Genomic DNA, 16,085 nt, shown 5'->3' on the forward strand with positions numbered 1-16,085 from the left:
ATGCCTGCCGGGATGATGAAAACAACATGGGACATGAAAATCAGATTCTTCACCATCCCCAATCTGCTGACGCTCTCGAACCTGCTGTGCGGGACCTTTGCGGCGCTCTCGGCACTGGTCTACGACAATCTCGAATGGGCCTTCTGGTTCGTGGTGCTGGCCGCCGTCTTCGACTTCTTCGACGGGTTTGCGGCACGCCTGCTCCATCAGAGTTCGCCCATCGGCGTGCAGCTTGATTCGTTGGCCGACATGATCTCCTTCGGGTTTGTCCCCGCGGCGGTGGTCTACACGATGACCACCCGGTCGATGGGCGAAGGGGATACCCTCCTGCGATACGCATTCGCCTTCATCTGCTTCGCCATGGCGGCCTTCTCGGCGCTGCGGCTGGCGAAATTCAACATCGACGAGACGCAGCACGAGGAGTTCTGTGGGCTTCCCACCCCGGCCAATGCACTCTTTTTCACCTCCCTGGGGCTGATCTCCGCACACACGGGCTTCGACTTCGGCGGCCCGGTGCTCATCTGCATCGTCCCGGCCATGGCCTGGCTGCTGATCTCGCCCGTGCGGATGTTCTCGCTCAAGTTCCAGGGCTTCGGCTGGCGCGGAAACGCCATCCGCTACCTCTTCCTGGCCCTCTGCGTGGTGACGATCGTCGTGCTGCGGCTCTACTCCATCCCGGCCATCGTCATCCTCTACATCCTCATTTCGGCGATCCGCTGGGGCCTGCGCCGGAATTCAAACGATTGAAAGAAAGGTCGATTTGCATAATTAAAAAATTTTAATTACCTTTGCCGCGGTTTTCCGCTCTTTGGCTATGGCGAGACGCTCGAACCGGATATTGCAGACGCTCCTGCTGGGAATGCTCACTGTCGCTCCGCTTGTACTGCGGGCCCAGAATTTCGATGCAAGCTCCCTGCAGCGGGCCATGCAGAACGGTCAGTCCGGGACGCTCTACGGGTCGAACCCCTACGAGCAGACCGAAGACGAGGAGGGTCAGCAGCAGCCTCAGGATACAACCAAAAAGGAACGGAAAATCCGGAAACCGCTGGAGTCCTACTTCTTCAGCGATTCGATCCGCGCGCTGAACAACTTCATGTGGCACGTGAAGCGCGATTTCAACCGCGTGGAGATCGGTCCGCTGGACACCATGCTCACCGATTACCGGATCGACTATCCGTTCTATCGGGAGGATGTGGGCGACATCGCACAGGGAGCCCTCGGGCAAACGTCGCTGCCGCTGAACTATTTCCGGCGACCCCGGTTCTTTGACTTCAGTTTTGCGAGCCCCTACTACGCGTACACCTACAACATGGAGAACGTGCCCTTCTACAACACGAAGCGGCCGATGATCCGGATGAACTATACGGAGTCGGGCCAGAAGCGTTACCGGGAGGAGAATTTCGGTATCATGGTGGCGCAGAACATCTCGCCGACGACGGGTTTCAACGTCGACTACAAGTCGCGCGGCACCCGCGGGCAGTATCTCTGGTCGCGGACCAAGAACCACAACCTGTCGCTGGCCGTGAGCCATACGGGCCGCCGCTATTCGATCCATGCGGGTTACTACAACAACCACATCGAACAGCAGGAGAACGGCGGCGTGGTCGGGAAGTGGGCCATCGCCGACACGACGTTCAGCATGGCTTCGGGTGTGCCGATGCGCCTGGCCGATGCCGAGGCCCAGAACACCTACCGCAACAACGCCTTCTTCGTGACCCAGTCCTACGGTATTCCGCTGCAGCGCCTGACCGAGAGCGACTTCTCGATGGCGGGCCTGTCGGCTGTCTATGTGGGCCATTCGTTCGAGTACAGTTCGTGGAGCAAGGTCTACACCGACCTGAACGAACCCTATACGAACGAGCGCGATCACCGCGACGAAAACGGCAATTTCGTCTCCGCGGAACACAATTACTACCAGAACTGGTTCATCAATCCGGTGGAGACGCGCGACTCGATCTACGAACGGGTCATCTCGAACCGCGTTTTCGTCCAGGCGCAGCCCTGGGACCGCAACGGGGTGGTGGGTACCATCGATGCCGGCGTCGGCCTCGACCTGCACACCTACTCGCAATTCGAACTGAACGATTATCTGACGGGCCGGTATACGAAGGTGAACAAAACCAGTTGGTTCGCCTACGGATCCGTCAGCGGAAAGATAAAGAAGTATGTCGACTGGGACGGGAACCTGAAGTTCTACCCGTCGGGATACAGAGGCGGAGATCTCTCGATCGGTGCGCACCTCGCACTGACGGGCTATCTCCGCGGACACCCCCTGATTCTCGAAGGTCGCTTCTCGATGGAGCGGCGCTCGCCGAACTACTGGCAGGAGAATCTATTCTCGAACCATTATATATGGGACACTCCTTTGAACAAGGAGAATGAGACTCGGTTGGAGGTCAGGTTTTCGGTTCCCGACTACGCATTCGAAGCGGGGGCCTGGCAGGGAGTCGTTACCGACAAGATCTATTATGCGTCGGACAGCAACGTCGCCCAGCACGACGGAAACGTCAGCCTCACGAGCGTGTATGCCCGCAAGGATTTCCGCCTCGGCGGACTTCATTTGGACCACAGGGTATTGTTGCAGTGGAGCACGGATCAAGAAGTTATACCCGTTCCGCTTTTGAGCGCCTTCCTGTCGTATTATTACGAGTTTTGGGTCGTGCGCGACGTACTGCGCCTGCAGATCGGTCTGGACGGTCGCTATAATACGCGATATTATGCGCCCGGTTACAATCCGGCACTGTCGGTGTACTACAACCAGCGCGAAGAGGAGGTGGGGAACTATCCCTACATGGATGCCTTCGTGATGGCGAAGTGGAAGAGAATGCGGATATTCCTGAAATATCAGCATGTGAACAAGGGACTGTTCGGAAACGGAGAGTATTTTTCGGCAGCCCGCTACCCGCTCAACCCGGGGATGTTCAAGATCGGTATTTCGTGGGGATTTTATGATTAGCGTGCTGTTCTGCGCGGAGTAAGCTGCCCGCAAAACAACCTTTTATGCTGAAAAAAACGGTTTTAACGTTTGCGTTCTTAACCATTCTAACGACATTTTACGGCTTTAACGCCCATTTCGGCACTCCCGTGACGGATGATGTGCTGAACCAGATGGCTGAAACCGACGCCTATGCGCCCCGGAGTGAGGAACCTCGATGTGTCATTTCGGCCTACGACACCCTGATCCGCCGGGTCAGCGAGCAGGAGGGGCATGACTGGCGCCTGATGAGTGCCATCGCCTACCACGAGTCGCGCTTCACGCCCGACATCACCTCGCGCAGCGGTGCCCGGGGGCTGATGCAAATCATGCCTTCGGTAGCCCGCCACTTCGAGGTCCCGCTCGACCGGATTTCGGACCCCGAGACCAACGTTTGGCTGGCCAACAAGCTGATGACGGAGATCATGTCGACGCTGCGGCTTCCGGAGAGCATTTCCGAGAAGGACCGCATGAGTATCGTGCTGGCCTCGTACAACAGCGGGATCGGACATGTGACCGATGCACGTCGGCTGGCCCGCCTGCACGGAGAGAATCCCAATTCGTGGGAGGTTGTGGCCCGCTACCTGACCCTGAAGGCCCAGCCCGAGTATTATGAAAATGAAGTCGTCAGGTGCGGCCGTTTTACGGGCAGCCGTCAGACGCTCGCCTATGTGGACGACGTGATAGAACGCTACGACAAGTACTGTCGCATTGCCGGGAGGTAATCCCCGACAGATAATTGAAAAAAGCAGCGCTTCGGATTTCTTTCCGAAGCGCTGCTTTTTTGTATCCGGAGAAGGAGCGGTCCTATTCTCCGGAGGGTTGCCGTCTATTGGATGGGTGTGTAGAGGAGTTCGAAGTCGTCGACCCACATGATGCTCTGGGCACTGCCGATGAAGTAGTCTCCCCATCGTGAGGCCGAGCAGACCACCATAATATGGGTAGGCTTCTTATCTGTCGAGGTGTATTCGATCGGGATGGTGATTTGGGTCCACTCGCCGACGCTCTCCTTGAAGATGTACTCGCCATAGCCGATGACGTCCTCGCCCTTCGGATTGAAGAAGGTCTTCACGTCGCGCGTGTCGATGCTCACCGGGCAGGAATCCGAACCGAAGGGCTGTCCGCCATTCTTGTCATTGCCGGCTCCGTCCTTGCCCATGCCGTACTTCTCCTTGGTCCAGGTTCCGAGTGCGATGTAGATCGAACCGTTGTCCGGATCGCCTTTCTGGAGGTTCTCCCCGGCGGGCTGTGTGGTACCTACCGAGGAGATACTGCCGCAACTGTATTTCGCCCAGACGCGCAGGGCCGTAGGCCGCAATGTGAAGGGGCGCCCGAAATTCACGATTCCGTTCGTGCCCACGGTGGCGGCGAACTCTCCCGTGAAGATGTTTCCGGCGGCCAGTTTGATTCCCAGCACGTTGGTGCTTGCGAGTTTGGCCGATTTCGTTCCCGTGGAGCCGGGCCGGACGGTCGTCTCATCGGGGGTTGTGACGTTGTCCTTGTCGCTGATGGTCGTCGAGCCGTTGTTACCCGTGGCCCAGAAGGGGGAGATCGGCAGCCCTGCTTCATCCGAGAGATAGGGCAGCCACGGCTTGCCCGGTTTGGACCACTCCTCCAAGCCGTTGTTGGGGAACTGTTGGACTCCTTCGGTGGTAACGGTCGTAGGGTCGCTCTCGTCGCTGCCGCAGTAGGACTTGAACTGGTAGGTCGTCAGGGGTTCGGCGGTGAAGGCGGCCGAGAAGGTTCCGCCGTCGATCTCCACATCGGGGACCTCCGACCATTCGCCCTCGGTGCCGACCCGGTAGCGGAAGCCCATCGCCTGCCCGGCAATGCCCGAACCGCGGAGCCAGACGACGCCCGACCAGGCATCACAGGCCTCGGTCGAGACGGTCTTGTCCGTGGGCAGGATGTAGAGCACCCAGCGTTCGGTGCGTCCGTGGCAGGTGACATCCACGAAGTGGGGGGTTCCGAGCGTGGGGTCCTCCGCATCGGGCGAACTGTAATCCATGGCCGAGAGCTCCTCCATCGTGGGGGAGTAGGTCGTGGTGACCGTCTCCGTGGAGGCGGGCCCGAGTTTGAGTTCGGAGATCGTCACCTGGCTGCGGTCGGCATCCTTGGCGACATAGGCCCTGGCGATACGGTTGTCGAGGTCGAATTCCGGGGCTCCGATCTGTCCTTCGACCTGGAAACTCAGCGGAATGGTCTGCGAGGCGACGATCTGCCAGTCGTAATCCTCGTAGAGCGTCAGGGTGACGTAGAGGGGGGTGCGCAGGTCGAACGTCCCGGTCACCTCCCGCGAGGACCGGATATTGTCGAGGAAGGTCTGCTGGTCGATGTTCGTATTGTGCGGGGTGACGGAGTAGGTCACCTCTTCGATGTGTACGTTTTGGATGTCGGTGGCTTCGTCGAGTGCGAGGGTCACCGTGCGGGTTGCCGCGTCGACGCCCTCGAGCGTGAAGCCTTCGCCCTGCACGTTGTTGATGGCGACCTCCACGGTCGGGTAGGGCAGGTCGTTGTCGATGCACGACATCCCCGGGAGCGTCGCTCCCGCGAGGAGCAGATAGGCAAGGAGTCGTTTCATGCGTTATTGCTTTTTCTTGTCCCACATATGGATCGTCATACCGATGTTGATGGCCAGGATGTTGAGTTTGAACTTCATCTTCGAGGCCTCACGGGTTCCGATCTTGTTTCCCAGTTCGTCCTTCTGGGTGACGGAGGTGTACTGTATTCCGCCGAGCCCGAACGAGAGGTTCGCGCAGACATTGGGGAAGATGTAGACCGCCGCTCCCGGATTAAACGCCAGTTTGAGCTGCGTATTGTCACTGTAGGTCTGTTTTACCTTTCCTTCGGACTCGTAGGCGAATCTCGACGAACCCTTCGATACCGAGAGCTCGAACTCGGCGAAGAGCCCGAAACGCCCTTTGGGATCGAGTCCGGCGTAGGAGCGGTGGAAGATTCCGAACGAGTAGTTGTTGCTGTTGAAGTCGAGGTAGGGGATGTTGAGTGAGACGTCGTTGTTTTCGCCCAGGTCGAAGATGGCGCCCTTGTCGAGCGTTCCGCTCATGTAGTTGTAGCCGAAGCGGACACCCAGACAGCGGTTGTCGCGGTAGAAGTATCCGATGAACGGTTTCACGGTGGCGGCCGTACCGTCGGCATTGATGTTGTCCAGGATGAGCAGGATATCCGTGTCGTCGCTCGACAGCGTGCCGTAGGAGGCCGTCAGACCCATGATCACCTCACCCTTGTAGGTGAACTTGAGTTTGTTGATTTCGCGGTCGATGCGTCGGCGGGTGGGCAGGAAGCGTTGTTTCGGGGCCGCTTTGAGCGGAGCGGCAGCAATTGATGCCGACTGCCGGGATTTCTGCAGAGTGTCCGCCTTTCCGGAAGCGGTCGGCCGGGGAATTGCGCGGTTTGCGGTCGTTGTCGGGGTCTCGTTTTTCCCGGGTTTCTCCGAGGCGGATTCAACGGCTTGTGCCGTGACCGGTTGGGTCGGTTTCCCGGGGACGTGCTGCGCCGCTGCCGGAAGTGTCAGGCAGAGCGTAATCAGGATGAGTATGGATCGTTTCATGACGTACCGGGTTTAGAGATAGAAGGCCATGCCGAGGCCGATCGAGAAGATGTTGACCTTGAAATTCATCTGGCTGAGGTTGCGTTCGCCCACGGTGACCTGGTTGTGGACCTGTTCGGAGTGGTTGAACGTGATACCCATCACGCCGACATTTACTTCGACGGCCATGTTGTTCGTGGCGAAGGCGATGATTCCGGGTGAGATCCCCAGCGAGAGGGTGTATCCCGTTTCGTAGGTTCCCTTCACGGGCGAACCGTTGGCGAAACGGGCTTCGGTTCCGCCTCCTGCGAGCGACATTTCGTTGAAGAGTGCGAATCGCTTGCTGCGGCCCAGGGGGATGTACTGCCGCCAGATGGCTGCCACCTGATAGGAGTGCTGCAGGGAGTAGTAGTCCTGGGCTGCGAGGTTTACGTTGGAGCCTTCATCCCCGAAGTTGATGGCGGCCTTGTCGAGTTTGAGCAGCGAACGCGAGTAGATGAATCTTCCTCCGAGAGCCATGTTGTTGCGGACGGCATAGGCGATCATGGGGCTGATCTTGAAGGTATAGCCTTTGGAGTCGATGCCCTCGATGAGCAGGAACTGATAGCTTTTGTTCGAGTGGGTCGAATAGGAGGCCGTACCGCCGAATACCCACTGGCCTTTCGGGACGAAGAGGTTGTGCGTGTCGGTCAGTCCGCGCCGCTGCCGCATCTCGTTGATGGTCAGGGGGCGGTGGACGGCGGAGCTGTCTGCGGCCTGCCGGGCCGGAGCGGGCTCCTGGGCACGTAGCGTGCCGCAGGCTGCCGTAAGGCTCGCTCCGAGGAGCAGCAGGCGGATGAGTGTTGTGCGCATCGTTTTGCCTTTAGTCGTTAGTAAACCCACTGGAAGTCGTCGATGTAGAGCCGGTTCGTACTGCATCCGTTCATGTAGTCGCCGTACATGTTGGCCGAACACGAAATGACGATCTTACAGGGCTTCGAGGGTTTGGTCTGCTTGACGTAGTAGAAGATTTCGAGCTCTTTGTCGACCATCTCGTCGCCGGCGGTCGACTCCGTGATCACGAAGCGTCCGTAGCCGATGACCGGGCCTTCGGCCTGGCTCGTCGCCGTGGAGGGGTCCCACATGCCGCTCGGGGCGCTCATGCCCGAGGAGACGTTGTGCGGGGCGTCCCAGTCGACGATCGCCACGTAGATGATCGCCCGGTCGGGCTGTCCGGCGGCGATCGGATGGTTGCCGCTTGCGTCCGTGTATTTGGTCATGTCGACCGTCCCGATCGTCGCGTGGTATTTCAGCCGCAGAGCCCGGGGGCGGGCCTGCCAGTCGTAATCCTTTCCGAACCCGACGGTTCCCTGCGTGGAGGGCTTGACGAAGGTCCCCGAGAAGAGGTTGCCGGCCGCCAGCAGGCCGGCCGCGGTCTGCGAAGCCAGCAGGGCGCATTTCGAACCGCTTTTCACCTGCTGCGTGCAGAGGCGCGTCAATTGGTCGCCGATGATGGCGCTCATGTAGTTGTTGTTGCCGCTGCCCCAGAAGGGGGTCGTCTGGTTGTTGATCGTGAAGCAGCTCATCGTACCGTCCTCCATGTCGCCGCCGGGAATGCTCTGGCCCCCTGCGGTGGCGAACGACGCGAGGCTCTCCCGTCCGTCGAGCAGCGCCCGGCATTCGTATTCGCCGTCGGCCCGGACGCCCGTTCCGGCCTTCGGCGTGAAGACCGTTAGGCCGCTCTCGTTGGACGACTCCGTCCATTCGGGGCTGAACGTCGCCGTCCAGGTTTCGCTGCCGGCGTTCGTGCCGGGCAGCTCCTGCCATGCACCCTCCTTGGTGCGCAGCCCGAAGGTCACCGCCGTGACCGAAGGGTCAAAGACCCGGGCCCGCAGCGTGATGGTGTTGGCCCACAGGTCGTAATCCGCCGTCGAGGGAACCAGCACGCCCTGCAAGGCGATGATACACTCCGCGCTGCCGTTTCCGCCGCCGTTGTCCGCGGCTTCGATGTGCAGCGTATGGTCGCCGCCCGCGCATCCCGTGAAGAAGTCGTCGGAGAGCGTCACCGTGAGGGCGTTCTCGGCCGTCTTCACCACGGCAAGGCCGGCCGTAGGCGTCGAGACGGCTGCCAGCAGATCGTACGGCTTTTCGTCGAAGGTCAGCGTCGCGGCTGTCGTCGGCTTGACGGTCGTGATCAGGAAGCGCATTTCGCCGCCCTGATACTGCTGCGTTTCGGACATCTCGAAACCGTCGCCCTCGATCGTCGGGTCGGGGCTCCAGATGATCGTGTCGTCGAAGTCGTCGGTCGAGTCTTTTACGCGGATTGCCACGGCCTCGATGAATCCCGGCAGGTCGGGCGAGTAGCGGAACGTCAACGTATATTTCCCCGGGGTCCGGACGTCGGGAATGGAACCCGTTTTTGTCACCGTTCCGAGCGTGTTTTGCGTGCCGCTGAAGTGCCACGAAAGGGCATCGGCCCCTTCGTCGAGCGTGAAGTATCCCGTGGCGTCCTCCGTGTAGCGGAGCGTCGAGGCGTCGTCGGCCCGGCTCTCGTCATAGGCTGCGCCGGGCATCACCCGCACCTCGAAGTTCGTGCCGAAATTTTCGGGAATGGTGCCGTCGAAAACCGCGGCGACAGCCGCATTCTGCAGGGTGCACCTTACCTCGACGGGGGTATTCACCCCGGGGGTTACGGTAAAGGACTCCTCGCCTTTGTAGAGGCGCTGGGTGAACGAGGCTGCAACCTCTTCCCCGGCCTCCACCGTCACGCGGTACTCCCCGGCCAGGAGTTCCAGACGCTCCGGAAGGTCCTCCTTTGCGGTGTATTTGCGGATCGGCTCCCCGTCGCTGTTGTAGAGGTAGACGGTCAGGTGCTCCATCGGATCATAAGCGTCGTCCGCCGCATCCGAACGGGTCGAGACTGTCATCGTGAGGGTTCCCGAGGCGCCTGGGGCGTCGAGCGGCCGGGAACTCTCCGAGCATCCCGCCACGGCGAGTCCCAGCACCGGGAACAGATATCTGTACAGGCGTTTCATCATCAGTTCTTGGCGGGTTTAACCAAAGTCAGCGTTGTTATGACGTTATGTCCGGCATTGTCGGAGACATCGAGGTGAAACTTGTAAACCACTTCGTCGTTACCACCCATTGCCAGAAGCAGTCCGACCAGTTCGGATTTGATTTCGAACTCTACCTGCGTTTGATCCTTGATTTCATCGCCGACGGGCAACAATGCGCCCAGCGTTTGTCCGAGACCCTCCTCTTTGTTGAGCGTGCAAAGATCCACTCCCGTCTTGAGCGGCTCCAGATTTCCCGTCAGGAGCTCTTCGAGGACTTCGGATTCGATCCGAACCGTCAGAGACTTGATTCCGCTTTCCGATGCGATGTTGACCAGTACGGGCTTTCCCGCAGTCCCATCGGGATTGGCTTCGAGCGTGTAGGGTTCGTTGATGTCATGGCCAGCCATCGAGACGGTCAATTCTCCTTCACCGGGCTCTTCGCCTCCGCCCTCCTCATCGAGAATCTCCTCCCAGAGTCCGTCGGTGCCGTTGACGGTGATCGTGTCGTCGAGCACGAAGTTATCGACCGAAATATCGAATTTGATTTCGCCCTGGTCGGCATAGACGATCACCAGTTCGATTTTGCGCCACTGCCCGGCCTTGACGCCCGAGATCGTCTTGCTGAAGGTCACATCGCCGCCGTCGGTAAACGAGCCGCTGAGTACGAATTTGAGATCATTGGACTCGGCGGCGGGCAGGAAGAAGGCGGCCTGCTGTCCGTCCCAGTACTCCTTCGAGAACTCCAGCGAGGCACTTCCGAGCGAAACGGTGGCTTTCGTCTCGGCGGTGAGCTGGTCGGCCAGGTCTGCCGAGCAGAGCAGCGTCACCTTGATGTTCTGCAGCGTGCAGACGATCTCCTCTATCGGGGTGGTGGCCCCTTTCGTAATCGAGAAGGCATAGGTTGTGCCGTAGACCGGGGTGTTCCAGGCCGCAGCCTGGATCTCCTCCGTGCGGTGGGAGCTGACCGTCAGCGTATAGTTGCCGACCGGCAACTCCTTGGGACCGGCCGCGAGTTCAGCCTGCAACTCCGCATAGGTGCCGTCGAAATGCGAGCTCTGGTCGTCCGTGTTGACGATCCGGACGAGGTAACCATCCGTATCGATCACCGCACGGGTTGCGGCTTGTGTGGAGGGCGGGGTTTGGGTTTCGTCCTGCGTATCGTCGGGCTGGGTGTCGGTCTCGGTGTCGTAGATCACGCGCAGACTCATCGCTCCGCTCAGGAAGCCCGTCGTTGCGGAATCGGTCGTTCCGTTCCCCGCGTTTTTGTAGGGGGGCTCCTCGTTTACGCAGCCCGTCAGCAGGAGGGCGCCCAGACTCAAGGTCGTAAATAATCCGGTAAAGGTTTTCATATCTCGTGTCGTTTTTATGCGTTGGTTTCCTCTTCGGCGTTGTCGTTCAGTTCGATGTCGAACGTGCGTTCGTCGAGGAATCCGTCGTCGAGGTTGATCGTCAGCGTGGCGCTGCCGTTGTCGCGGGCGTCGAAGAGGAACGTGTGGCGCGTGCGTGCGACGGTCTGTTCGAGCGTCTGCTCGGGGAAGGTGTAGCTGCGGTCGAAGGCCGTGCCGGTCTGGCTCTGGATCTTGGCCGTACCCGTGAGGGTCAGCTTCGAACCGGCCTCGACGAAGACCGCTTCGTCCGCCGTCTCGGCACCGGGCGTGAAGGTAAAGCGGTTCCCGGCCGATGTCGTGACGGTGAAGGTCGCGTCATGGAAATAGTTCAGAAACGCTTCCGTGGCCGTGACGAGCACCTGTGCATTGGCAATCTGTACGGGAATGGTCTCCTCGACGCTTTGGCGGGCGACGATTTCGATGTTTTTCGTTCCGTAGTAATAGGGTTTGCCGACCCCCTCGGCCTTTGGATCCCCGTAGGTGAGGGTTGCGGTGTAGCTCCCGGCCGGAAGCGTTTCGCCCGCGTCGTTGAATGCGGCGAGGCTCTCCCAGGTTTTGGAAAACTCCGTTCCGGAGATCGTGAGGGTGAGTTCCTCGGCGGTGGGGACCGGCGTGACGGCAATCTCGGCCCGTGTGGTGATCATGGCGTCGGTGCGGCAGGCGATGCGGAGCGTTCCGTATCCGTCGCTGTCCGCGGGCGTTTCGTTTTCGGAGCATCCTCCGGCTGCTACGGCCGCCGATGCCAGGAGAAGAATCAGTCTGTTTTTCATGTTCATGGCGGTCGTTATTGGGCGATTTGCACTTTGATATTGTCAAGGTAGAGCCAGTAGTTGCCGTTGAATCCCGAGAAGGGGGCGGTATCCGTTGTTGAGGAGACCATCCACGAGGCACGGGTCGTGTTGCTGGCAGAGGGAATGATGAACGAATCCTCGTAGGAGATGTTGTCGTAGTTCTGGTTCTGGTTGCGTTCGGCTCCCGACGTGCCGGGAATCACGACATTGTTCTTGAGGAGGTAGGGGATGGTGGTCGATCCCGGCTGCCAGCCCTGTTCGGAGGTGTAGCCGCAACTGTAGATTGCATCGCCGTTTCCGGGGCCTGCATCGCCGCCAAAGAGTTTCCGCTCGACGGACCAGCGGCCGCCTTTGTAATTGAATGTCACTTTGACCTTAGGGTTCTTGCCCTCTTTCAGCGTGCTGAACGGGGCCGAATCGAGGCGTGCATTGTAGGTGTTCGACGCGAAGCTCTGGTTTTCGACGCGGGCGCAGATGCGGATAGCCTTTCCGGCTTCGGTGCCGACGCGGGCTGCTGTCCAGCCCGGAGTTTTGACTCCCCAGTTGCTCAGGTCAATGGCTGTACCGTCACCATCGGCGATCGTTGTGCCGCCTACGGCCGGGTTGTCGTAGTTGCTGTTGGTTGTAACTCCCGAAAAATCCTCGTAAAGCAACCAGGGTACACTGAAAGTTTTCACCCGGTTCACGGCTCCGGCAGTTACTGCCGGCAGGGTGAAGGTTTCGCTCAGAAGGGCATGCTCCGAATCGTACGTCACCTGGAATCCGGCCATCTCCTCCGTGGGGTTCGTGTAGCCCCGGAAGCGAACCGTATAGTCGCCCGTACCCGTGACGTCGAACGTACGGCTCTGACTGCCGTCCTCGAAGCTCCAGCCCGAGGGTGCCGTCACCGTGAAGGTGTTGATCGCCTCGCCCAGCGTGTTGACGCCCGTCTCCGCGAGGGTGAAGATCAGCTGCGTGAGTTGCACTGCCGCGGCCGGGACGTTGTAGTTGATCGGCGTGGTGTGGCCGGCGGCAAAGGTCCGGCCGGCCGGGGCGAAGGTCCGCTCCTCCGATTCAAGGGCCGAGCTCGACGCTACGATCGAAACCTCCTGACCCTCTTCGAGCGTGACGGGGGCAATCAGGGCGTAGACCACATCCTCGGCCTCCTTCGGCTCCGAAAAGCGCAGGGTCAGCGTGTTGCTCGACTCGCTCAATTCGGCTGCGGCGGCGGGGTTGGCGGCATCCACCGTCAGGCGCCCCACAACGGGTGTCGGGAAGGTCAGTTTGATCTCCGAAACCGGTTCTCCGAGGTCGTTGCGCGGGATGGCGATTTTCAGTACGTGGATTTTGTGTGCGAATTGCAGGTCGACGACGTCCGTATTGTCGCTGATGCCGTTCGCATCCTTCTTGTCGTGTTCGCGCAGCGGCCCGGCTCCCTCGATCGGCGTGGCCACCATCACGTCCCACTCGCCGTGGAACGTACCGTCCTGCACGGCCGGGATGTCGTAGCTGGCCCGCAGCCCGTCGGTCGAGGCCGGAACGGGCGACACGGCGTAATAAGTATAGGTGTCCTCGGCCATCTGCGGGATGTTGCCGCGGAAGTTGGCCGAGTTGTAGGTCGCATTATAATGGTAGAGGCTGAAGGCCACGGCGTCGACTACGGTTTGAGCGGCGGAGTTTACGGCCCAGAGTGCGAGTCGGTCGCCTGTCTGCCATTTGACGCTCACGCCGTCGTCCCCGAGTTCGGTGCGGGTCGTGGATTGGGGCCGGATGTCGAGTCGCGGACCCGACCCGATGGCCACCTCAATGCTTCTTGTTGCCGGATCGGCCGCCTCGTCCGTATTTTTCGAACAGGCGGCGCACAGCAGGGGCAGAAGAAGCAGGGTTGTCCAATGTTTCATCATGCACGAATTCTTTTATCTGAATCTCCACAAAAATAGGGTCGGAAGCCGATTTCCCGAAATAAATTCAACGAACGGCCTGTTTTTCATCACGAACCGAGATTTTTTCCTGTTGCGGTTTCGTCGGATTGCACGCAAAAAGGCCCTCCGACATACATTTGTCGGAGGGCCTTTTCGGTGGTTCCCGGGCTGTTTCCCCGGCCCGGACCCAATCCGGATTCCGGGGCCGTTGTCCGCTTTTTCCGGATGACCGGCTGCGTGCCCGGACTTTCGGTCCGGCAGGTCCGGCAGGTCCGGGCCCTATTCGGCCCCTTTGACGTAACGGTCGAGCCAGCCGAAGAATTCACGGTTCCAGACCATCGAGTTCTGGGGCTTGAAGACCTGGTGCGCCTCGTTCTCGAACTCCACGAGCCGGGCCGGAATACCCCGCACGCGGGCGGCGGTGAAGGCTTCGAGCGATTGCGTGTAGGGGATGCGGAAGTCCTTCTCGCCGGTGAAGATCAGGATCGGGGTGTCCCAGCGCGTCACGAACTTGTGCGGCGAGTTGGCGTAGGAGCGTTGTGCCGTAGCGTTCTCCTTGTCCCAGTAGGGGCCACCGTAGTCGTTGTTGATGAAGAAGAGCTCCTCGGTCTCGCCGTACATCGACTCGAAGTTGAAGATCCCGCAGTGGGCGATGAAGGCCTTGAATCGCTTCTCGTGGCATCCGGCCAGGAAGAAGACCGAATAGCCGCCGTAGGAGGCTCCGACGCATCCCATGCGCGATTCGTCGGCCCACGGTTCGCGGGCCACGTCGTCGATGGCCGAGAGGTAGTCGCGGATGTTCTGCCCGGAGTAGTCGCCCGAGATCTGGTCGAGCCACTCCTGCCCGAAGGAGGGCAGGCCGCGGCGGTTCGGGGCCACGACGACGTAGCCCTGGGCGGCCATCAGCTGGTAGTTCCAGCGGTAGCTCCAGCCGTTCGAGACGACGTTCTGGGGACCGCCCTGGCAGTAGAGCAGCGTCGGGTACTTCTTCGCGGGGTCGAAGTCGGGCGGGAGGATCACCCACGTGAGCATCTGCTTGCCGTCGGTGGTCCGTACCCATCGCTTCTGCACCTCGCCCATGCGGATGTTTTCGTAGATGGATTTGTTGATGCCCGAAATCTGTGTCAGGGCGCCGTCGGCGGGGTTCACCTCGTAGAACTCCGGCGCCGAGGAGATCGTGCACAGTTCGGCCACCATGCGCCCGCCGCTCGTCGTGAAGGCGTTGATGTCGTGGTCGCCCCCGGTGAGGACCTCCACCTCGCCATCGACCGTCGCCACGCGGCAGATCTGGTGCGTGGCCTCGATCGGAGCGATGAACCAGAGCCGCTCGCTGCCCTCCCAGACGACATTCATGGCGTTGTAGTCGAAATCCTCCGTCAGGTCGCGCATCTCGGCCGTCGCGCAGTCGTAGAGGAAGAGCCGTGACTTGTCCGACTCGTTCCCGGCACGGCGTTGCGAGAGGAAGGCGATCTTCGAGTCGTCGGGCGACCAGACGGGATACTTGTCATACCCCGGGAGGTTCTCCTGCAGCCGTTCGATCGGCTCTCCGGTGTTGAAATTGGTGGGCTTGCAGATGTTCTGCGTCTGTTGCGAGGCGACGTCGTAGACGAAGATGTCCGAATCGGTCGAGACGGCGTAGGCCGTACCGGTCAGCGGTTTGCAGGTGTAGGCCAGCATCGTTCCGGCATGGTTCCAGGCGATCTCGGCCATGTCGAAGTAGGGGGCCAGCGGAGCATCCCACGCAGCTTCCGGCCCGAGGATGTCCCGTCCCTCCTTCATGCCGTCGGGCCCGAAGTCGCCGACGAAGATGTGCAGGTATTCGCCCTCGTCCCAATAGTCCCAGTGGCGGGCCATCAGGTCGTCGTAGATCCGGGCCTTCGACTTGTCCATGTCCTTGTGGATGTCGGCCGAGCGGCGGTCGGCCACCTGCACGCGCTGTACGTACCACGCCTTGTCGCCGCGGGGCGAGATGCCGAATCCCTCGACGTCGCGCCCGAAATCCGACAGCTGACGCACGTTGCCGCCCGCGGGCCCCATCTCCCAGACCTGCATCGAGCCGCTGCGGTCCGAGAGGAAGTAGATCCGCTGCCCGTCGGCGCTCCAGCGGGGCGCGAGGCTGTTCGACGTGAGGTCAGTCAGGCGCGTGACGGCCTTCGTGTCGAGCTCCTCGACCCAGAGGGTTGTCACGCCGCGGTTTTCGGAGAGGTTGTAGTCGGTCTGCTGGTAGACGAAGCGCTTGCCGTCGGGCGAGAGTACGGCGCCGCCTGCGCGGCTCATCTTCCACATCACCTCGGGGGTGAAGCGCCCGGCGGCGATCTCTTCGGCCGTCAGGGCGTTGTCGATCTTCAGCGGCTCGGGACGCTGCCGGTCGCAGGCGCCCAGCCCCATAGCTGCAATAGCCATCATCAGGATGATTTTTTTCATTTTTGTGGAGGTTTTCCTATTTATT

At 60.4% G+C, this 16,085-nt stretch carries 11 protein-coding genes; 3 read left to right on the forward strand and 8 right to left on the reverse strand.

What is annotated here, in order from left to right:
* Window positions 1–33: 33 nt before the first annotated feature.
* The 3 genes from ABGT65_RS09035 to ABGT65_RS09045 all read left to right on the forward strand — a co-directional run bounded on the left by ABGT65_RS09035 (window position 34) and on the right by ABGT65_RS09045 (window position 3,699).
* Window positions 34–747, forward strand: a complete 714-nt coding sequence (locus ABGT65_RS09035; RefSeq protein ID WP_346701508.1) for a CDP-alcohol phosphatidyltransferase family protein — start codon at window positions 34–36, stop codon at window positions 745–747.
* A 67-nt stretch (window positions 748–814) separates the two neighbouring features.
* Window positions 815–2,956, forward strand: coding sequence for a putative porin (locus tag ABGT65_RS09040; protein WP_346701510.1), 2,142 nt, complete (start codon window positions 815–817; stop codon window positions 2,954–2,956).
* A 44-nt stretch (window positions 2,957–3,000) separates the two neighbouring features.
* Complete coding sequence (locus tag ABGT65_RS09045) at window positions 3,001–3,699, forward strand: transglycosylase SLT domain-containing protein (RefSeq protein ID WP_346701512.1); 699 nt, start codon at window positions 3,001–3,003, stop codon at window positions 3,697–3,699.
* Window positions 3,700–3,803: 104 nt separating this feature from the next.
* Here ABGT65_RS09045 and ABGT65_RS09050 read toward each other — a convergent pair whose 3' ends face one another.
* The 8 genes from ABGT65_RS09050 to ABGT65_RS09085 all read right to left on the reverse strand — a co-directional run bounded on the left by ABGT65_RS09050 (window position 3,804) and on the right by ABGT65_RS09085 (window position 16,060).
* Entirely contained in the window at window positions 3,804–5,555 is a 1,752-nt protein-coding gene (locus tag ABGT65_RS09050; RefSeq protein ID WP_346701514.1) for a PCMD domain-containing protein, read from the reverse strand.
* 3 nt (window positions 5,556–5,558) lie between these two features.
* A complete protein-coding gene (locus ABGT65_RS09055; RefSeq protein ID WP_346701516.1) occupies window positions 5,559–6,542 on the reverse strand; it encodes a hypothetical protein in 984 nt (327 codons plus the stop codon).
* Window positions 6,543–6,554: 12 nt separating this feature from the next.
* Window positions 6,555–7,373, reverse strand: a complete 819-nt coding sequence (locus tag ABGT65_RS09060; protein WP_346701517.1) for a hypothetical protein — start codon at window positions 7,371–7,373, stop codon at window positions 6,555–6,557.
* Window positions 7,374–7,390: 17 nt separating this feature from the next.
* A complete protein-coding gene (locus ABGT65_RS09065; protein ID WP_346701518.1) occupies window positions 7,391–9,538 on the reverse strand; it encodes a DUF4493 domain-containing protein in 2,148 nt (715 codons plus the stop codon).
* Window positions 9,538–10,905 (reverse strand): DUF4493 domain-containing protein, encoded by a 1,368-nt coding sequence (locus ABGT65_RS09070; protein WP_346701520.1) that lies wholly within the window; start codon window positions 10,903–10,905, stop codon window positions 9,538–9,540. The genes ABGT65_RS09065 and ABGT65_RS09070 overlap by 1 nt, the downstream gene beginning before the upstream one ends.
* A 14-nt stretch (window positions 10,906–10,919) precedes the next feature.
* A complete protein-coding gene (locus ABGT65_RS09075; RefSeq protein WP_346701522.1) occupies window positions 10,920–11,714 on the reverse strand; it encodes a DUF4493 domain-containing protein in 795 nt (264 codons plus the stop codon).
* Window positions 11,715–11,728: 14 nt separating this feature from the next.
* Window positions 11,729–13,615 (reverse strand): fimbrillin family protein, encoded by a 1,887-nt coding sequence (locus ABGT65_RS09080; protein WP_346701524.1) that lies wholly within the window; start codon window positions 13,613–13,615, stop codon window positions 11,729–11,731.
* Window positions 13,616–13,915: 300 nt separating this feature from the next.
* A complete protein-coding gene (locus ABGT65_RS09085; RefSeq protein WP_346701525.1) occupies window positions 13,916–16,060 on the reverse strand; it encodes a S9 family peptidase in 2,145 nt (714 codons plus the stop codon).
* Between the last annotated feature and the right edge of the window lie 25 nt (window positions 16,061–16,085).

The organism is uncultured Alistipes sp. (genome assembly GCF_963931675.1).
Taxonomy (GTDB): domain Bacteria; phylum Bacteroidota; class Bacteroidia; order Bacteroidales; family Rikenellaceae; genus Alistipes.